Below are 19,363 nucleotides of genomic sequence, written 5' to 3' on the forward strand. Positions count from 1 at the left end.
CCGGCATGCGAAAACAACAAGGATAGAGTCATGACGACCAATGGCCAAAACTCTCTCGCCGAGCGATTGACGGGCATTGATGAGATCGAGTGCATTACCCCGGACCTCAATGGTGTACCGCGCGGCAAGGTGATGACCGCTGAAGGCTTTGTTGAAGGCCGGCGCCTGCAGATGGCCCGCGGTGTGCTGCTGCAATGCATCATGGGCGGGTACCCGGCGGCGCGTTTCTATGGCAGCGACGACGGCGACCTGGCGCTGGTCGCCGACCCGCAGCATATCTATCGCCTGCCCTGGAGCGACGAGCCACGGGCCCTGGCGATTTGCGATGCGCTCGAGCTTAGCGGTGAAAGCTCCGGGCTCTCCAGTCGTGGCCTGCTCAAGGCGGTGATTGCCCGTTACGCCGCCCGTGGCCTGGCGCCGGTGGTGGCGACGGAACTCGAGTTTTTTGTCTTCGCCCCCAACAGCGATCCCGACCAGCCGTTTTTGCCGCCGCTGGGCAAGGATGGTCGACGCGAAGAAGGTCATTCGGCGTTCAGCGTCAGTTCCAACAACGGCCTGCGCCCGTTCTTCAGCGAGGTCTATCGGTGCATGGCGGCACTGGGCCTGCCGCGCGATACCTTCATGCACGAAATGGGCGTCAGCCAGTTCGAGATCAACCTGCTGCACGGCGATCCGCTGTTGCTGGCCGACCAGACCCTGTTGTTCAAGCACCTGCTCAAGGAAGTCGCGCTCAAGCATGGCCTGACCGTGGTGTGCATGGCCAAGCCACTGGCGCATACGCCGGGCAGTTCCATGCACATTCACCAGAGCGTGGTGGCGGTGGAGGGTGGGGGCAATGTCTTCAGCGATGCCGAGGGCAAGCCGACTCCGGCGTTCTATCACTTCATTGGCGGCCAGCAGGCGTGCATGGCCGACTTCACCGCCTTGTTCGCGCCGAACGTGAACTCCTACCAGCGCCTTTGCCACCCCTATGCATCACCGAACAATGCTTGCTGGTCTGAAGACAACCGCGCCGCCGGCCTGCGCATTCCGGCCAGCTCGCCAGTGGCGCGGCGGGTCGAAAACCGCTTGCCAGGCGCCGATACCAACCCTTACCTGGCAATTGCCGCCAGTCTCGCCGCGGGGCTTTATGGCATCGAGCAGCAACTCGAACCGACGCCGGCGATCCAGGGCGAATTCGAGGTGCCGGATCATTTGAGCCTGCCATGTACCTTGCATGCGGCCCTGGAGCGTCTGAAGCGTAGCGAGCTTGCGCGGGAACTGTTCGGCAAGGAGTTCATCGAAGGCTACATCGCCACCAAAACCCTGGAGCTGACCAGCTTCTTCGATGAGATCACCCCGTGGGAGCGCCGCGTGCTGGCCGCGCAGGCATAACCGGCGAGGCGTTTTTGCCGGGGCAATCGCTCAGTTTCAAGGCAGGTGGCAGCGGTGTTGGTAAACACCCTGGCACCTGTTTTTTTATCTGCATCAACTGCAAGGCGGTTATTTTCACTTATGCTTTCAAGCAGTTTTTCCACCAGCTCAAGGAGCCGTTCGGGACGCTGATGCGACAGATCTGGAAGTCTTTTCGCGCGCTGTATTTCGCTGCGCTGATGATGTTGATCGGCTCCGGCCTGTTGAGTACCTACCTGGCCTTGCGCCTGGCTGCCGATCATGTCGACAGCCTCTGGGTCGGTGCGCTGATGGCCGCCAACTATTTTGGCCTGGCCCTGGGCGGCAAGATCGGCCACCGGCTGATTGCCCGGGTCGGGCATATCCGTGCCTATGCCACCTGCGCCGGCATTGTCGGCGCGGCGGTGCTCGGCCATGGCCTGGTCAGCTGGTTGCCGGCCTGGGTGCTGCTGCGGGTCATCGTCGGCCTGGGGATGATGTGCCAGTACATGGTCATCGAAAGCTGGCTCAACGAGCAGGCCGACGCCAAGCAGCGAGGCGCGGTGTTCAGCGGCTACATGATTGCCTCGTACCTGGGCCTGGTGCTCGGCCAGTTGATCCTGGTGGCGCATCCGCAGCTGGGCCTTGAACTGCTGATGCTGGTCGCCATGTGCTTTGCCCTGTGCCTGGTGCCGGTGGCACTCACCCGACGGATTCACCCGGCGCCATTGCGGCCGGCACCGATGGAGCCGCGCTTCTTTATCAAGCGGGTGCCGCAGTCGCTGAGTACGGTGCTGGGAGCCGGCCTGATCGTCGGCTCGTTCTACGGCCTGGCGCCGCTGTATGCGTCCAAGCAGGGGCTGAGCACCGAGCAGGTCGGTCTGTTCATGGGCTGCTGCATTTTCGCCGGGCTGCTGGTGCAGTGGCCGCTGGGCTGGTTGTCCGATCGCTATGACCGGGCCTTGCTGATTCGTAGCGTTGCCGTGGGCCTGGCGATTGTTGCCCTGCCGCTGGCGATCATGCCATCAGTGCCGCTGGAGGTATTGTTTGTCGCAGGCTTTGCCGTGTCGCTGCTGCAGTTCTGCCTGTATCCGCTGGCGGTGGCGTTTTCCAACGACCACGTCGAGGGCGAGCGGCGGGTGTCGCTGACGGCGATGCTGCTGGTGACCTATGGCGTGGGCGCGAGTATCGGGCCGCTGGTGGCCGGGGTGTTGATGAAGGTGCTGGGCAACCAGATGCTCTATGCCTTCTTTGTGTTCTTTGCCCTGGTGCTGGTCTGGCGGATCCGCCCGAAAGCGGTGACCGGTTTGCACCAGGTCGACGATGCGCCGCTGCATCACGTGGCCATGCCGGCGGCAGGTTCACCGTTGTCGGCAGCGCTGGACCCACGGGTTGACGAGCAGGTGGTGCAGGATCAGATGCAGACGCCGGTGGCGGCTGAAGATACCGAGGCGCAGGAGGGGGATGACGCTGAGGTTGTGGCTGAAGAGGTCAAGCCGACACAGGTGTGATGCCATCGCGGGGCCCGTGGGAGCGGGCCCCGCGATGGGGTCGACTCAGTAGTCGTCTTTATCGAAGCGCCGTGCTTCACGCTGCAGCTGGTAAACGAAGGTTTCCACCTTGCGCTGCATCTGCCCGTTGAGGTTGTGAAAGCGCACGCCGGCGAAGGTGGCGTTGATGCGCTCTTCGAAATGCAGATGACGCAACTCGACCTCGACCTGGGACAAACCCAGCGGTGCACCGCTGGCGAACTTCTCGTAAACCTGGCCCAATTGCAGGCGCTCTTCGACATTGCCTTCAAAGCGCAGCTTGCAGCCGGTTGCGGAAATATCCAGCAACTTGCCGCGCAGCGCGCCGTTGCCCTTGAGTTTTTCGCCGTCGAGCACGACGTCTACCAGCTGGGTCAGCTTCAGCGCTGCACGAAAGGCATTGCGGCGCTGGTGGTAGGCGACTTCGGTAGGCAGGGTGCCGCGGTAGCAGCGATGGCCATCTTCCTCGACAATGCTCAACGGTGTGTTGCATTCCCAGGCGATACGCACGCCATCATGAAAGCCTTCAACGCGAAATGGTTCGCCATTCTGCAGATAGCGTTCGCCGTCACGAGGGATCATTTCATCAAGGGCCAGGCGATTGCCTTCGCGGTCGACCTCGACCACATAGCTTTGAAAACGCTGGCTGCGTTCGTGGAAAGTGATGATCAGCGGGTCATGGCTCTCTTGCAGCGACCGCAAGTTGGCGGCAATTTCCAAAGGAGTAGTGAGCACCTTCGGAGGCTGCGGAGCTTCTGCTTCATTGAACACGGTTAATCATTCTCCAGGCAAAAACGTCACACGCAAGTTACGGCATTTTGCCAGTATGTTCCGTGCCTTGATACAGGGAATCAAGCCTGGCTCAACGCCCGCGGCTTGGCGAGGGGGGAGGTGGCCCCGCGGCTGTCATAGAGCGACGGTGCTTCGCCGCCCATGAGGATTCTGATCTGGTTGGCGGTAGTGCTCTGCTGGATCTGGATCGAGCGGCCGTTGCGCTCGTTGACCGCCTGGCAGTCAGCCAGCAGTTGGCCAAGCACATCCAGTTGTTGCAGCAGCAGGTCACCGAAAGAGGAGTTGCTGGCCAGTTGGGCGACACCTTCGCGGTCCTGGGACAGGCCCAGGCCGGCAAGCAGTTCACTGCGCTGGCGGCCATGCTGATCGAGCAGGATCACCAGCGACTGCTTGCGCGCCAGGATGTTTTCCAGCAGCGGCATGTCGCGGCCGTGCAGGGCAACGTTCTCGGTCTGCAGCAATTCGAGCAGTTCTTGCGCTGGAGCAATATCGTTTTCGATCAGTTGCAGCAGAGTAGTGTCGTGCATGGCTGGCTCTTTGGTTCAAGCGTCCTGAAGTCAGCGCGCCAGGGGCTAGCGCTGGGCTTCGAAATTAAGCAGTTTGCTGGCGACGCGGTTGCTGTCGACCTGGTAGCTGCCGTCGGCGATAGCCTGTTTCAACTCGGCCACCCGGGCGCTGTTGACAATCGGCTGGTCGCGCAGCTTGTCGCTGACCTTTTGCAACTGCTGGGCCTCGTGGCTGAGGTGTACGGTTTCCCCGCTGGCGCTGCTTTGAGCAACGCTGCCGGCCTTGGCCGAAGCTGCGCTGGCGGTGCTTTCCTGGCTGCTGCCAGTGCGCACGCCGCCGGCAACCGACGGGGAATTATTCAAACGACTGAAGTCGATGACCATGATCAGAAAACCTCTGGGTGTTTGGACGCTTGCCTTGTTTTCGGCCAACCCGAAAGAAACTTTAGGCGCAAATGCTCAAAGGCGTGCGCGGCCGGTTCGGGGCATCCAATGGACACAGTTTAGGAAAAGCAGTTCCTGATCGCCAGCATTGATATTGATTCAGCGCTCTACATGGCCACTTCCACCTGACCCGGCCCGGTCACCCTGGCCTTGACCACCCGCTTGGAGTTGAGGTTGCGCACGCGGATCTGTTCGCTCAGGCCGCCCTTGCTCAGCGCTTCGCCTGGCATGCGCACAGCCAGGCTGCCGCTGCGAGCGGTGATCACCACCTGGTCGCCTTTGCGCACCACTTCGGCCTGCTCCAGGTGCTGGGGAGTGAGGACCTGATCCATGACCGTTGGTCGGATAACCTTGAGCCCCACCGCCTGGTCGAGGCTGGCGAGAAAACCCTGGTTGAGCATGCCTACGTCGCGTTCGCGCAGGGCGACGTCCTGTTCGCCGACGACGCTGTCGCGCTTGAGCGGACGGACCACGGTCACCACGTTGCGAAAAAGACGTACCTGGGCGGGCACGAACACCGTCCACGGTGAGCTGCCGTCGCAGCGAACCCGCACGGTCACGCGGCCCAGCGGCTGCGCCGGGCTCTCCAGCGAAGCGCCCAGTTGCTGGTCGCACAGTGGCATGCGCAGGCGCGGGTCGAGGTTGTTGACCTGGATCTCGTAGCGGCCTTCGGTCTGGCTGGTGGCCAGGTAGTCTTCTACGGTGAATTCAAGAAACCCTTGGGTGACACCGATAAGCTGTTCAGGCAAGGTGAAAGCGTCAGCCAGAGTTCGAACGCCAGGGGCCGCGAGGCACAGCGCAGCAAGGAAGCCGGGCAGGTGGCGGGTCAGGCGTCGGAAAAATGTCGTTTTCATGTTCATACGATTAAAAAAAGCAAAGCGCGTGCCGACTGGGTACGAAGCTCGAAGCGTTTGGTGAAGGAGTCTGGCATGGCTGGTGTAATGGATTCGGTGAACCAGCGCACGCAACTGGTAGGGCAAAACCGCCTGGAGCTGCTGTTGTTCCGTCTCAATGGCGAGCAGCTCTACGGCATCAACGTGTTCAAGGTAAGGGAAGTGCTGCAGTGTCCGAACCTGACTGTTATGCCCAAATCCAGCCCCGTCGTGCGCGGTGTCGCGAATATTCGTGGGGCAACCATCCCGATCCTCGATCTGGCGATGGCGACCGGGATGCCCGGTCTGAGTGAAGAAACCAGCAAGAGTTTCGTCATCATCACCGAGTACAACACCAAGACCCAGGGGTTTCTGGTGCATTCGGTGGAGCGCATCGTCAACATGAACTGGGAGGAGATCCATCCGCCACCCAAGGGCACCGGGCGCGATCACTACCTGACGGCGGTGACCCGGGTTGACAACAAAATGGTCGAGATCATCGACGTGGAGAAAATCCTCGCCGAAGTGGCGCCGACCTCCGAGGCGATCTCCGCCGGCGTGGTCGATGCCGAAGTGCAGGACAAGGCAGTGATGCTGCGGGTGCTGACGGTCGATGACTCGTCGGTGGCACGCAAGCAGGTCAGTCGTTGCCTGCAGACCGTTGGCGTCGAAGTGGTGGCGCTCAACGACGGTCGCCAGGCGCTCGACTACCTGCGCAAGCTGGTCGACGAGGGCAAGCGGCCGGAGGAAGAATTCCTGATGATGATCTCCGACATCGAAATGCCGGAGATGGACGGCTACACCCTGACCGCCGAGATTCGCAGCGACCCGCGCATGCAAAAGTTGCACATCATCCTGCATACTTCGCTTTCCGGGGTGTTCAACCAGGCGATGGTCAAGAAGGTCGGTGCTGATGACTTCCTGGCCAAATTCCGCCCGGACGACCTCGCCCAGCGCGTTGTTGATCGGATCAAGGCCACGCACTAACGGCCGGGGGCCTTTGCCCCTGGCGGTACATACGATTTAAGAGGCGGCATCATTGTCTACGGGTAATTTGGATTTCGAACAGTTCCGGGTCTTCCTGGAAAAAGCCTGTGGCATCCTGCTGGGCGAAAATAAGCAATACCTTGTCTCCAGCCGTCTCAACAAGCTGATGGAACAGCAGGGTATCAAGTCCCTGGGCGAACTGGTGCAGCGTATCCAGAGCCAGCCGCGCAGCGGTTTGCGCGAGCAGGTGGTCGATGCCATGACCACCAACGAAACCCTCTGGTTTCGCGACACCTATCCGTTCGAAGTGCTGAAGAACAAGGTTTTGCCCGAGCAGATCAAGGCCAACCCTGGCCAGCGCCTGCGCATCTGGTCGGCTGCCTGTTCGTCGGGTCAGGAGCCGTACTCGATCTCCATGGCCATCGACGAGTTCGAGCGCAGCAACATCGGCCAGTTGAAGATGGGTGCGCAGATCGTCGCCACCGACCTCTCCGGCTCGATGCTGACCAACTGCAAGACCGGCGAGTACGACAGCCTGGCGATTGCCCGCGGCCTGTCCCAGGAGCGCCTGCAGCGCTACTTTGATGTCAAGGGGCCGGGGCGCTGGGCGGTCAAGGCCCCGATCCGCAGCCGTGTCGAGTTCCGCTCGTTCAACCTGCTGGACAGTTATGCGAGCCTGGGCAAGTTCGACATCGTGTTCTGTCGCAACGTGCTGATCTACTTCTCGGCCCAGGTCAAGAAGGACATCCTGCTGCGCATTCACGGCACGCTCAAGCCGGGAGGCTACCTGTTCCTGGGGGCTTCTGAAGCGCTCAACGGTTTGCCGGATCACTACCAGATGGTCCAGTGCAGCCCGGGGATCATCTACCAGGCCAAGTAGGCTTTAGCGGCAAGCTTCAAGCGGCAAGAAAGAGAGCCGCTCGCGCGCCGCCTGGCTTTTTCTTGCCGCTTGAAGCTTGCCGCTTGCCGCTCTTTTGCCACTTTTCTGGCATTGCCGCTGGCGGCAAACTCCTCAAAGCCCCGTATTTACGGGGTTTTGTTTTTTGGCATGGCTCTTGCTCTGACACAGTCAACGAAAAACCTTCGAAGGTTTCCACGACATGAGCATCAGCTTCGACAAAGCGCTCGGCATCCACGAAAAGGCATTGGGCTTTCGCGCCCAGCGTGCCGAGGTGCTGGCCAACAACATCGCCAACGCCGACACGCCAAACTACAAGGCGCGCGACATGGACTTCGCTTCGGTGCTGGCGGCGCAGGCCGAGCAGACCAGCAAGGGCCATTTCGCACTGGATCGTACCAACGCCCGGCACATCGAGGCCGAAGGCCTGAGCATGGGCGACGAGACCTTGCAGTACCGCACGCCGATGCAGCCGTCGATCGACCAGAACACCGTCGATGCCCAGCTCGAGCAATCGAGCTATGCGGAAAACGCCGTGGGTTTCCAGGCCAGCTTCACGCTGCTCAACAGTAAATTCAAAGGGCTGGTATCGGCCCTGCGCGGAGAGTAAGTCATGTCCCTCGCCAGTGTCTTCAACATTGCCGGTAGCGGCATGAGCGCCCAGACCACGCGTCTGAATACCGTCGCTTCGAACATCGCCAACGCCGAGACCGTCTCGTCGAGCATCGACCAGACCTACCGCGCCCGTCACCCGGTATTCGCCACCACCTTCCAGCAGGCCCAGGCCGGCGTCAGCCAGTCGCTGTTTCAGGACCAGGACGCTGCCGGCCAGGGTGTGCAGGTGCTCGGCGTGGTCGAGGACCAGAGCAACCTTGAGGCGCGCTACGAGCCAAACCATCCGGCGGCGAACAAGGACGGCTACGTCTACTACCCGAACGTCAACGTGGTGGAAGAGATGGCTGACATGATCTCCGCCAGCCGCTCGTTCCAGACCAACGCCGAGCTGATGAACACGGCCAAATCCATGATGCAGAAGGTCCTGACCCTGGGTCAGTGATAAAGGACTAAGCCAATGGCAAGTGTTAATGACCCAACAGCCGGCGTAAGCCTGAACGACGTCATCAAGGCGTCGGGCAAGAAGAACAGCGAAACCAGTGCCAACAGCGCCGCCGGTATCGCCTCGGCCACCAACAGCAAGACCGGCGCCAACAAGCAGGCACTGGGCAAGGACGCGTTCCTGCAGTTGCTGGTGACCCAGATGCAGCACCAGAACCCGCTCGATCCGCAGGACAACAGCGAATTCGTGGCCCAGCTGGCGCAGTTCAGCAGCCTGGAAGGCATCACCTCGCTGAATGAGTCGGTGACCGCGATTTCCGGCAACTACAAGTCCTCGCAGGCACTGCAGGCCTCGTCGCTGGTCGGTCGCTCGGTGATCGCCCAGACCGACAAGGCCGTGGTCGACACCACCAAGAGCTTCAACGGTTCGGTGGTGGTCCCGCAGGCGCTCAGCAATGCCACCGTCACTATTACCGACAAGGATGGCAAGCTGGTCAAGACCATCGACATGGGGGCGCAGAAGGCCGGCAATGCCGCTTTCGTCTGGGACGGTACCAACGACAAGGGCGAGAAAGTCGACCCGGGTACCTACACCTTTGCCGCCAAGACCACCGTCGAAGGCAAGCAGCTGGACATGTACACCATGCTGCCGGCCACCGTCAGCAGCGTCACCATCAGTCAGACTGGCGGCGAGATGATGCTCAATCTCGCCGGCCTGGGCAGTATCGCCCTGTCCAAAGTCCAAACCATCGGTATATAGAGCCGGCTAACGCGGCACAAGGAGTGAAAGATGTCATTCAATATCGGCCTTAGCGGTCTCTATGCAGCCAACAAGCAACTGGACGTGACCGGCAACAACATCGCCAACGTCGCCACCACCGGTTTCAAATCGTCGCGCGCAGAATTCGCCGACGTCTACTCGGCCAACAAGCTCGGCGTCGGTACCAACAACATCGGTAACGGTGTGCGCCTGGCCGCGGTATCGCAGCAGTTCACCAATGGCGATATCACCAACACCGGCAACGTGCTGGACATGGGTATCCAGGGTCAGGGCTTCTTCGTGCTGAGCGACAACGGTGCGCTCAGCTACACCCGTGCCGGTGCCTTCCAGACCAACAAGGACAACTATGTCGTCACTGCTGACGGCCTGCGCCTGCGCGGCTACGGCGTTGATGAAAACGGCAAGATCATCAATGGCGTGCTGACCGACCTTAAGATCGACACCTCGGCGCTGGCGCCAAAGAGCACCACCGCGATCGATCAGGGCCTGAACCTGAACTCGTCGGACAAGGTCATTCCGGCGACCACCACCTTCAGCCCGACCGACGAAAACAGCTGGAACAAGACCTTCGCCACCAAGATCTACGACAGCCAGGGTAACGAGCACGTCATGGATCAGTACTACGTCAAGACCGGGACCAATACCTGGAAGTCGTACACTCTGATCGATGGCCGCAACCCGCTGAACCCTGCCGAAGAGCCGCCAAAGGCGCTGGAAGGCACCATCGTGTTCAACTCTGACGGTAGCGTCAAGAGCATGACTGCCGGTGCTGCGGGCTCGGGCTACGAAGTGGTCAACAAGGTCTTCAAGCTGACCGGCTGGATTCCTGCCGAGGTGACCAACGCCAGTGCCAAGCCACCGGTCTGGGGTTCCAACGGTTCGGCTGCCAATGCTGGCGGTATCGCCATCGACATGACCGACACCACCTCGTACAACACCCCGACCACGCGCCTGTCGCAAAGCCAGGACGGTTACGCTACCGGTATCCTGTCGAGCCTGAGCATCGACTCCAGCGGCGTGATGTTCGCAAGCTTCAGCAACCAGCAGTCGCGCGCCATCGGCCAGGTCGCGATTGCCAGCTTCGCCAACGAGCAAGGCCTGCAGCCTATGGGTGGTACTCGCTGGACCGAAACCTACTCCTCGGGTATCCCGGGTATCGATGCACCGAAAACCGGTACCCTGGGCGCCATCGCTTCCAACTCGCTGGAGGCGTCCAACGTCAACCTGACCAACGAGCTGGTCGAGCTGATCAAGGCGCAGAGCAACTACCAGGCTAACGCCAAGACCATCTCGACCCAGAGCACCATCATGCAGACCATCATCCAGATGGCCTGATGCGGGTGTAAGGTAGTTGGTATAAACAGACCCCTTTCTCGGAAGGGGTCTTGTATTTCAGGGGTATCGATCATGTTGCAGCGATGGCTGCTGGCGCTGTTTGCCGTGCTGTTGATGAGCCAGGTCTGGGCCGATGCCGCGCCCTGGTATCGCTGGGAAAGCCAGGTCACCGGGCGTCTGGTGTGCGCGCAGTTTTCCCCGGGCGAGGGCTGGAAGCGTTTTGCCGGTCCTTTCAATAACGCGGCCTGCCGCGAGTACTAAGCTTGCCGCTAGCGGCAAACCGGCGCCGTAATTTCGACGGCGCTTTCTCCATGCGAGTCTTCGCGCAGCGCTGAAACCCTTGTTCTATTGGGCTTTTGGGTCTTTTGCAAAAGTTGGTTTGAAACTTGCTACAGGCACTGCAGAGCAGCGGCGGACGGCAAGTGTTCGCCAGCGCAGCGGAGGATGACTGTGGACAAGATGCTATACGTGGCCATGACCGGTGCCAGCCAGAACGCGCTGGCGCAAAAGGCCCATGCCAACAACCTGGCGAACATTTCCACCAGCGGTTTTCAGCGCGACCTGGAGCAGGCGCGTTCGATGCCGGTGTTTGGTGACAGCTTTCCGGCGCGGGCCTACGCCATGACCGAGCGCCCGGCCACCGATTTCAGCCCGGGCTCGATGCAAGAGACCGGCCGTGACCTGGATATCGCCATCGGCGGCGACGGCTTCATTGCCGTACAGGCTCCGGATGGCAGTGAAGCCTATGTGCGCACCGCCAGCCTCAACATTGACGGCCTGGGTGTGCTGCGCGCCGGCAACGGCATGCCGGTGATGGGCAATGGCGGGCCGATTGCCGTGCCGCCAGAGCAGAAGGTCGAGATCGGCCAGGATGGCACCATCAGCATCCGCGCCATGGGCGAAGGCCCGCGGGTCATGGCCGAGGTCGACCGCATCAAGCTGGTCAATCCGGACCTCAAGACCATGACCAAGGGCCTGGACGGCATGATCCACACCAAGAGCGGCCAGCCCGCGCCTGCCGACGCCAACGTCCAGGTGGTTTCTGGTTTCCTGGAGTCAAGCAACGTCAATGCGGTCGAGGAAATGACCTCGGTGCTGGCGCTGTCCCGTCAATTCGAACTGCACATCAAGATGATGACCACGGCCAAAGAAGGCGACGAAGCCATGGCTCGGGTTTTGCAGATCGGCTAATTACACAGACGTAGCGCCGTAAAACAGGCGCGCGAGGAGAACAGCATGCTTCCGGCTCTTTGGGTCAGTAAAACCGGTTTGTCCGCCCAGGACACCAACCTGACGACCATTTCCAACAACCTGGCCAACGTCTCGACCACCGGCTTCAAACGTGATCGCGCCGAGTTTCAGGACCTGCTCTACCAGATCAAGCGTCAGCCAGGCGCCCAGTCGACCCAGGACAGCGAGCTGCCGTCGGGCCTGCAAGTGGGTACCGGTGTGCGCATCGTCGGCACCCAGAAAAACTTCAGCACCGGCAGCCTGCAGACCACCGAGAACCCGCTGGACATGGCGGTCAACGGTCGTGGCTTCTTCCAGATCCTGCAGCCGGACGGCACGGTTTCGTACACCCGCGACGGTACCTTCCACCTGAATTCCGATGGCCAGATCGTTACCGCCAACGGCTTTGCCCTGGAGCCTGCGATTGTCGTGCCGCCAGAGGCGCAGACCTTCACCGTTGGCCAGGACGGCACCGTGTCGATCACCACTGCCGGCAACCCGGCGGCGCAGATCATCGGCAACATCCAGACCGCCGACTTCATCAACCCGGCCGGCCTGCAGGCCATGGGCGGCAACCTGTTCCTGGAAACCGCCGCCAGCGGCGCGCCGCAGATCGGTACCCCAGGCCTCAACGGTTTTGGCGTGGTGCAGCAGCAAACCCTGGAAAACTCCAACGTCAGCACCGTTGAAGAGCTGGTCAACATGATCACCACCCAGCGGGCCTACGAAATGAACTCCAAGGTCATTTCCACCGCCGACCAGATGCTCTCGTACGTTACCCAGAACCTGTAAGTGAAGTCTTCGAGGTCGCTTGAACGGCGCCTGTTACACCGTGAGGTCAGAGTCATGAGTCGTTTGTTATCCGTGCTTGCCCTGAGTGGGATCGCCTTGCTGGCCGGCTGCGTCGCGCCGACGCCCAAGCCTAACGATCCTTACTACGCGCCGGTATTGCCGCGCACGCCATTGCCGGCGGCGGCCAACAACGGCTCGATCTACCAGGCCGGTTTCGACCAGAACCTGTACAGCGACCGCAAGGCTTTCAGGGTGGGTGACATCATCACCATTACCCTCAACGAGCGCACCCAGGCGAGCAAGAACGCCAACTCGCAGATTGCCAAGAACAGCAAGGCCGATATCGGCCTGACCTCGTTGTTTGGCGGTGGCTTGACCACCAATAATCCATTTGGTGATGGCGATCTGAGCCTCAGTGCCGGCTACAGCGGCGACCGTGCAACCAAGGGCGACAGCAAGGCGGCTCAGGGCAATACCCTGACCGGCTCGATCACTGTCACCGTGGCCGACGTGTTGCCCAACGGCATCATTGCCGTGCGCGGCGAGAAGTGGCTGACCCTCAACACCGGTGATGAGCTGGTACGTATCGCCGGGATGATCCGTGCCGATGACATCGCCACCGACAACACCGTGCCTTCTACCCGTGTTGCCGATGCGCGCATCACCTATTCGGGTACCGGCTCGTTTGCCGACGCCAGCCAGCCTGGTTGGTTTGACCGGTTCTTCATCAGCCCGCTTTGGCCTTTCTAGGTTCGGATGACCATGTTCAACTTCAAGCAGCTGATTGCCGCTACGATTCTGCTGTCCACTGCGTTCGCCGTGCAGGCCGAGCGTCTGAAGGACATCGCCAGCATTTCCGGCGTGCGCACCAACCAGCTGATCGGCTACGGCCTGGTGGTGGGGCTCAACGGCACGGGTGACCAGACCACCCAGACGCCGTTCACCCTGCAGACCTTCAACAACATGCTCTCGCAGTTCGGCATCAAGGTGCCGCCAGGCTCGGGCAACGTGCAGCTGAAAAACGTTGCCGCGGTGTCGGTGCATGCCGACCTGCCGGCGTTCGCCAAGCCGGGGCAGGTGGTGGATATCACCGTCTCCTCGATCGGCAACTCCAAGAGCCTGCGCGGCGGCAGCCTGCTGATGACTCCGCTCAAGGGTATCGATGGCAACGTCTACGCCATTGCCCAGGGCAACCTGGTGGTCGGCGGTTTCGATGCCGAAGGCCGCGACGGCTCGAAGATTACCGTCAACGTGCCGTCGGCCGGTCGCATCCCCGGTGGTGCTTCGGTCGAGCGCGCCGTGCCCAGTGGTTTCAACCAGGGCAACAGCCTGACCCTGAACCTCAATCGCCCCGACTTCACCACCGCCAAGCGCATCGTCGACAAGGTCAACGAGCTGCTCGGTCCGGGTGTGGCCCAGGCCCTGGACGGTGGTTCGGTACGGGTTACCGCGCCGCTTGATCCGAGCCAGCGGGTTGACTACCTGTCGATTCTCGAGAACCTTGAGATCGATCCGGGCCAGGCTGTGGCCAAGGTCATCATCAACTCGCGTACCGGTACCATCGTCATTGGCCAGAACGTCAAGGTGTCGCCGGCGGCGGTCACCCACGGCAGCCTGACCGTGACCATTACCGAAGACCCGATCGTCAGCCAGCCGGGGCCGTTCTCCAATGGCGAGACTGCCGTGGTGCCGCGCTCACGGGTCAATGCCGAGCAGGAAGCCAAGCCGATGTTCAAGTTCGGCCCCGGTACCACCCTGGATGAAATCGTCCGTGCGGTGAACCAGGTGGGCGCTGCGCCTGGTGACCTGATGGCGATCCTCGAAGCCCTGAAACAGGCCGGCGCCCTGCAAGCCGACCTGATCGTGATCTGAGGGGGCTGGCCATGGATATGCCTAAAAGTGCTTTCAATGCCGCCGACAGTGGTGCCTACACCGACCTCAATCGCCTGAACTCGCTGAAGGTTGGTGATCGCGACAGCGATGCCAACCTGCGCAAGGTGGCCCAGGAATTCGAGTCGCTGTTTCTCAACGAGATGCTCAAGTCGATGCGCTCGGCCAGCGATGTACTGGCCAAGGACAACCCGCTCAACACCGAGACCACCAAGCAGTACCAGCAGATGTACGACCAGCAGCTGGCGGTGAGCATGTCCCGCGAGGGCGGCGGTATCGGCCTGCAGGAAGTACTGATGCGCCAGCTGTCCAAGCAGAAGGCCAGCGCTGCGAGCAACAACAGCCCGTTCCCGCGCGTGGATATCCAGCAGCGGCCGTTGTGGGCAAGCAAGGTTGCCGAGCCTGCGCGCAGCGAAGAAACCGCCGTTACCCGCAACGACATGGCGGCGCTCAACTCGCGGCGCCTGGCGCTGCCGGGCAAACTCACCGATCGCCTGCTGGCCGGCATCGTGCCGTCCGCCGGTGCCGTCGCTGCCACCACCAACACCGCAGCCTTGCCGCAACGCACCACGGCCATGACCGATGCCGTGGTCAAGGGTGACTGGCAGTCGGCGCAAAGCTTTGCCGCGCCGGGTTCGATGCGCATCTATGGTCGCGCCGTGGCCCAGCCGCCGCTGGCACCGGCCAAGCGCGCATTCGGCTCGTCGGATGAATTCGTTGCCACCATGCTGCCAATGGCCGAGCAGGCTGCCAAGCGCATCGGTATCGATCCGCGCTACCTGGTGGCCCAGGCGGCGCTGGAAACCGGTTGGGGCAAATCGGTCATGCGCCAGGCCGATGGCAGCAGCAGTCACAACCTGTTTGGCATCAAGGCTACCGGCAACTGGCAGGGCGGCCAGGCGCGGGCGATCACCAGCGAGTTCCGTGACGGTCAGTTCGTCAAGGAGACCGCGGCGTTCCGTTCCTACGATTCCTACCAGGACAGCTTCCATGACCTGGTCAGCCTGCTACAGAACAACGCGCGCTATAAAGAAGCGGTCAAGGCTGCCGATAAACCGGAACAGTTTGTACGCGAGCTGCAGAAAGCCGGATACGCAACCGACCCAGATTACGCGAGCAAGATTTCGCAGATCGCCAAACAGATGAAATCGTACGAAAGCTACGCAGCGATTGGCACTACAACGAAACTATAAGGTTTGAACCATGGCGAGTTTGATCAACATCGGGATGTCGGGGCTCAACGCCAACCAGGCGGGCCTGCACACCACGGGTAACAACATTGCCAATGCCGATGTTGCCGGTTATTCGCGCCAGCAGAATGTGCAGCGGTCCAACGGCGCGCAGCAGGTTGGCGGTGTGTTCATCGGCACCGGCACGACCCTCTCCGATGTGCGTCGGGTGTACAACGCCTACCTTGAAAACCAGTTGCGTACCACCACCTCGCTGAGCAGCGATGCCGCCTCGTACCTGAAGCAGGTCGGGCCGATCGACCAGATGCTGTCGGGCGCCGACACGGGTATCACGGGTGCCTTGAAGAGCTTCTTCAGTGCCTTGCAGAGCGCTGCTGCCAAGCCCAATGAAGATGCCTCGCGTCAGCTGCTGCTGACCAGCGCGCAATCGCTGAGCAAGCGCTTCAACACCATCGCCAGCCAGCTCAACGAGCAGAACAGCAACATCAATGGCAACCTCGCTTCGATGGCCGACCAGGTCAACAAGCTGACGGCAACCATTGCCCAGTACAACGATCAGATCTCCAAGGTGGCGGTGGTGCAGGGCACCCCCAACGACCTGCTCGATCAACGCAACGAGGCGGTACGTCAGCTCTCCGAGCTGGTCGGTACCCAGGTGGTCGAGCGCGAAGGCAACCTCGATATCTACCTGGAAAACGGCCAGCCGCTGGTGTTGGGTAAAACCACCAACAACCTCGAGACCGCGCCGAGCAAGACCGACCCGACCCGATTTGTCGTGCAGCTCAACCGTGGCAGCACCACCATGGACGTTACCTCGAGCCTTCGCGGTGGCGAGATCGGCGGCCTGCTGCGCTATCGCAGCGAAGTGCTCGACCCGTCGCTGAACGAGCTGGGGCGCGTGGCCTTGGTCATGGCCGACCGGATCAACAGCCAGCTGGCCCAGGGTATCGACAAGAACGGCGAGTTCGGCGCGGCCCTGTTCAACAACATCAACAGCCCCGAACTGATCAGCCAGCGCAGCATTGCCCAGGCGGGCAACAGCGCAGGCTCCGGCAACCTCGATGTGACCATCAAGGACACCGGCAAGCTGAGCACCAGCGACTATCAGGTGACCTTCACCAGCGCCACGGGTTACAGCGTCAAGAAGCTGCCGGAGGGCAGCGTGGTCGGTTCCTATGATCTCAATGACGATCCGGCACCGGTCATCGACGGTTTCAGCCTCAACCTCAATGGCGGCGCGCTGCAGGCCGGTGACACCTTCAAGATCACCCCGACACGTAATGCCGCGACCAACCTGGACACCGTCCTTACCGACCCCAAGCGCCTGGCGCTGGCATCGCCGCTGACGTCTACCAGTGGTGCCGGCAACCAGGGCACCGGGATCATCGGACAGCCCAACCTGACCTCGACCCTGGACATCTACGACCCGGCCCAGCGCCTGGATCTGCAGAATGGCCTGAAGTACTCGACCCCGGTCAAGCTGGTGTTCGGTGACGAAAAGGCCAACCCGCAGACCTACAAGCTGCTCGATGCCAAGGGCGGTACCCTGGGTAGCGGCACCATTATTCCCGGTCAGGAAAACAAACTGCAGTTCTCGGTGCCGATGGTCGATTCCACCGGCGCGCCGATCAAGGATGCCAGCGGCAACCAGAAGTCGTTCACCTTCGAGATGAGCGTCTCGGGTGCACCCAAGCAGGGTGACAACTACACCATCGGCATGACCGGCTCGGGTTCGGACAACAACCGCAACGGTCAGGCGCTGATCGACCTGCAGACCAAAGGTACGGTTGAAGTCGGCGCCAACGGCAAGGGCATCAGCCTCACCGACGCCTATGGCAAGCTGGTGGAAAACGTCGGCGGCAAGACTGCCCAGGCGCAGATGGACGTCGACTCTACCGGCGCCCTGCATGAGTCGGCCCGGGGCGCACGCGATTCGCTGTCGGGCGTACAGCTCGACGAAGAAGCCGGCAACCTGATCAAGTACCAGCAGTACTACACGGCCTCGTCGCAAATCATCAAAGCGGCGCAGGAAATTTTCTCCACGCTGATCAACGCCCTTTAAGGAGTGGTAGACCGTGCGTATTTCTACTTCCCAGTTTTACGAAACCAGCTCCGCGAACTATCAGCGCAACTTTTCCAACGTGGTCAAGACCGGCCAGCAGGCCAGCGACAACATTCGTGTGCGTACCGCTGCCGATGATCCGGTAGGGGCTGCGCGCCTGCTGCAACTGCAACAGCAGAGCAACCTGATCGACCAGTACGATGGCAACATCACCAACGTGCGCAACAGCCTGGGCACCTCCGAGTCGACCCTCAACGGCATTACCAACATCCTGGCGCGGGTCAAGGAACTGGCCATCAGCGCCGGCAGCGGTGGCTACACCGACGCCGACCGCAAGGCCGATGCCCAGGAACTGACCCAGCTCGAAGAGCAGCTCTACAGCCTGATGAACAGCCGTGACGAGAACGGCAAATACCTGTTCTCCGGCTCCCGTGGCGACACCCCGCCCTACGTGCGTAATGCCGATGGTACCTACACCTACCAGGGCGACCAGAGCACCCTGAGCCTGCAGGTCGGTGACATGCTCACCATGGCTACCAACGAGAGTGGCTACAGTGTGTTCGAACAGGCGCTGAACACCAGCCGCAGCCAGACCAAGCTGACCTCGCCGGCCGTGGATGACGGCCGTGTCAGTCTGTCCAATGGCCAGGTCTCCGGCAGCACCCAGTACAACGATCGTTTCCGTGGTGGCGAGCCGTACACCATCACCTTCACCAGCAGCACGCAGTTCAAGATCACTGACGCAGCCAACAACGACGTGACCCTGGAAGCCACCGGTGAAGGCGCCTTCGACCCGAAAAAGCCGGCCAACATCACCTTCCGTGGTGTCGAGATGCGCCTGGACATCAACCTGACGGATGCCGACAAGGCCAACCCGGACGCGGTCATCGCCGGTCACAGCTTCTCGCTAAGCTCCAAACCCGACGAAGTCAGTGGCTCGCGCAGCGCCGGCAATACCTCGTCATCGCAGATCACCGGAGCCAAGATTACCGACCAGACGGCGTACCACAATGCCTTTCCTGGCGGTGGCGCGATCATCAAGTTCACCAGTGCCTCGGCCTATGAAGTGTATGCCCAGCCAATGGGGCCGGATGCGCGCCCGGTGGCCACTGGCAACCTGACCGGTACCCCGGCGACCAAGGCCAATATTGCCGGTGTCGACTTCGACTTCTCGGCAGTGCCGGCTAGCGGCGACCAGTTCTCGGTCAAGGTCGATACCCATCAGACCCAGAATATCCTCGACACCATCTCGGAGTTTCGCAAGGCGCTTGAATTGCCGGTCGACAACAACCTGGCGGCGCGGCAGAAATACCAGGGGGCTTTGCAGTCGGCCATCGGTAACCTGGAAAGCGGCGCCAACAAGGTTGCCGAAGCGATCAGCTCGATCGGTGCCCGGGGTGCCGCCCTGGACGTCCAGGCCGATACCAACGAAAGCCTGAAGATGGCCAATACCAAGACCCAGAGTTCGATCCGCGACGCCGATCCGGCCGATGTGCTGATCCGCCTGAACCTGCAGCAGACAATGCTGCAGGCGTCGCAATTGGCGTTCACCAAGATCTCCTCGCTGAGCCTGTTCAACCGGCTCTGATACATCTTTGCGCAACATCACCGGGTGATGCCCCCTGCCG

General features: G+C 61.4%; 20 protein-coding genes. 16 read left to right on the plus strand and 4 right to left on the minus strand.

From position 1 onward, the window contains the following. The first annotated feature begins 132 nt into the window (after nt 1-132). Together LOY37_RS07725 and LOY37_RS07730 are read left to right on the plus strand one after the other, a co-directional pair. Nucleotides 133-1,374: a glutamine synthetase family protein gene (locus LOY37_RS07725; RefSeq protein ID WP_176794338.1), complete on the plus strand. Its 1,242-nt coding sequence runs from the start codon at nt 133-135 to the stop codon at nt 1,372-1,374. Nucleotides 1,375-1,544: 170 nt separating this feature from the next. Beyond that, nucleotides 1,545-2,882, plus strand: a complete 1,338-nt coding sequence (locus LOY37_RS07730) for an MFS transporter (RefSeq protein ID WP_045200559.1) — start codon at nt 1,545-1,547, stop codon at nt 2,880-2,882. 45 nt (nt 2,883-2,927) lie between these two features. Here LOY37_RS07730 and LOY37_RS07735 read toward each other — a convergent pair whose 3' ends face one another. The 4 genes from LOY37_RS07735 to flgA all read right to left on the minus strand — a co-directional run bounded on the left by LOY37_RS07735 (nt 2,928) and on the right by flgA (nt 5,502). Beyond that, nucleotides 2,928-3,671, minus strand: a complete 744-nt coding sequence (locus LOY37_RS07735; RefSeq protein WP_045200217.1) for a flagellar brake protein — start codon at nt 3,669-3,671, stop codon at nt 2,928-2,930. Nucleotides 3,672-3,751: 80 nt separating this feature from the next. Then, on the minus strand, nt 3,752-4,219 hold the full coding sequence (locus tag LOY37_RS07740; protein ID WP_045200219.1) for a flagella synthesis protein FlgN: 468 nt from the start codon (nt 4,217-4,219) through the stop codon (nt 3,752-3,754). Between the two features lie 45 nt (nt 4,220-4,264). After that, nucleotides 4,265-4,582 (minus strand): flagellar biosynthesis anti-sigma factor FlgM, encoded by a 318-nt coding sequence (gene flgM, locus LOY37_RS07745; RefSeq protein ID WP_258597027.1) that lies wholly within the window; start codon nt 4,580-4,582, stop codon nt 4,265-4,267. Between the two features lie 167 nt (nt 4,583-4,749). Next, the gene (gene flgA / locus LOY37_RS07750; RefSeq protein ID WP_045200223.1) at nt 4,750-5,502 is read right to left on the minus strand and encodes a flagellar basal body P-ring formation chaperone FlgA; all 753 of its coding nucleotides are present in this window, start codon (nt 5,500-5,502) and stop codon (nt 4,750-4,752) included. Between the two features lie 69 nt (nt 5,503-5,571). Here flgA and LOY37_RS07755 point away from each other — a divergent pair, with 69 nt between their 5' ends. The 14 genes from LOY37_RS07755 (at nt 5,572) to LOY37_RS07820 (ending at nt 19,323) form a co-directional block, all read left to right on the plus strand. Next, nucleotides 5,572-6,501 carry a chemotaxis protein CheV gene (locus LOY37_RS07755; protein ID WP_010224956.1) on the plus strand — a complete coding sequence of 310 codons (930 nt, stop codon included), beginning with the start codon at nt 5,572-5,574 and terminating at the stop codon, nt 6,499-6,501. Between the two features lie 52 nt (nt 6,502-6,553). Further along, entirely contained in the window at nt 6,554-7,381 is an 828-nt protein-coding gene (gene cheR, locus LOY37_RS07760; RefSeq protein WP_038996410.1) for a protein-glutamate O-methyltransferase CheR, read from the plus strand. 220 nt (nt 7,382-7,601) lie between these two features. After that, the gene (flgB, locus tag LOY37_RS07765; protein WP_038996408.1) at nt 7,602-8,009 is read left to right on the plus strand and encodes a flagellar basal body rod protein FlgB; all 408 of its coding nucleotides are present in this window, start codon (nt 7,602-7,604) and stop codon (nt 8,007-8,009) included. 3 nt (nt 8,010-8,012) lie between these two features. Then, nucleotides 8,013-8,456: a flagellar basal body rod protein FlgC gene (gene flgC / locus LOY37_RS07770; RefSeq protein ID WP_045200230.1), complete on the plus strand. Its 444-nt coding sequence runs from the start codon at nt 8,013-8,015 to the stop codon at nt 8,454-8,456. Between the two features lie 15 nt (nt 8,457-8,471). Further along, nucleotides 8,472-9,215: a flagellar hook assembly protein FlgD gene (gene flgD / locus LOY37_RS07775; protein WP_045200232.1), complete on the plus strand. Its 744-nt coding sequence runs from the start codon at nt 8,472-8,474 to the stop codon at nt 9,213-9,215. A gap of 30 nt (nt 9,216-9,245) precedes the next feature. Further along, nucleotides 9,246-10,571, plus strand: coding sequence for a flagellar hook protein FlgE (gene flgE / locus LOY37_RS07780; RefSeq protein WP_045200234.1), 1,326 nt, complete (start codon nt 9,246-9,248; stop codon nt 10,569-10,571). A 72-nt stretch (nt 10,572-10,643) separates the two neighbouring features. After that, nucleotides 10,644-10,832, plus strand: coding sequence for a hypothetical protein (locus LOY37_RS07785; protein WP_195883366.1), 189 nt, complete (start codon nt 10,644-10,646; stop codon nt 10,830-10,832). 189 nt (nt 10,833-11,021) lie between these two features. Further along, nucleotides 11,022-11,762: a flagellar basal body rod protein FlgF gene (locus LOY37_RS07790; protein WP_045200237.1), complete on the plus strand. Its 741-nt coding sequence runs from the start codon at nt 11,022-11,024 to the stop codon at nt 11,760-11,762. Nucleotides 11,763-11,807: 45 nt separating this feature from the next. Beyond that, complete coding sequence (gene flgG / locus LOY37_RS07795) at nt 11,808-12,593, plus strand: flagellar basal-body rod protein FlgG (protein ID WP_258716593.1); 786 nt, start codon at nt 11,808-11,810, stop codon at nt 12,591-12,593. A 54-nt stretch (nt 12,594-12,647) separates the two neighbouring features. Further along, nucleotides 12,648-13,343, plus strand: a complete 696-nt coding sequence (gene flgH, locus LOY37_RS07800; RefSeq protein WP_045200248.1) for a flagellar basal body L-ring protein FlgH — start codon at nt 12,648-12,650, stop codon at nt 13,341-13,343. 12 nt (nt 13,344-13,355) lie between these two features. Then, nucleotides 13,356-14,465, plus strand: a complete 1,110-nt coding sequence (locus tag LOY37_RS07805; protein ID WP_010224970.1) for a flagellar basal body P-ring protein FlgI — start codon at nt 13,356-13,358, stop codon at nt 14,463-14,465. Between the two features lie 11 nt (nt 14,466-14,476). Continuing rightward, the gene (gene flgJ, locus LOY37_RS07810; RefSeq protein WP_045200250.1) at nt 14,477-15,676 is read left to right on the plus strand and encodes a flagellar assembly peptidoglycan hydrolase FlgJ; all 1,200 of its coding nucleotides are present in this window, start codon (nt 14,477-14,479) and stop codon (nt 15,674-15,676) included. Between the two features lie 10 nt (nt 15,677-15,686). Beyond that, nucleotides 15,687-17,735 (plus strand): flagellar hook-associated protein FlgK, encoded by a 2,049-nt coding sequence (flgK, locus tag LOY37_RS07815; protein ID WP_045200252.1) that lies wholly within the window; start codon nt 15,687-15,689, stop codon nt 17,733-17,735. A gap of 13 nt (nt 17,736-17,748) precedes the next feature. Beyond that, nucleotides 17,749-19,323 carry a flagellar hook-associated protein 3 gene (locus tag LOY37_RS07820; protein ID WP_093385639.1) on the plus strand — a complete coding sequence of 525 codons (1,575 nt, stop codon included), beginning with the start codon at nt 17,749-17,751 and terminating at the stop codon, nt 19,321-19,323. Nucleotides 19,324-19,363 lie beyond the last annotated feature (40 nt).

The sequence above is a fragment of the Pseudomonas sp. B21-012 genome, from assembly GCF_024749305.1.
GTDB lineage: Bacteria > Pseudomonadota > Gammaproteobacteria > Pseudomonadales > Pseudomonadaceae > Aquipseudomonas.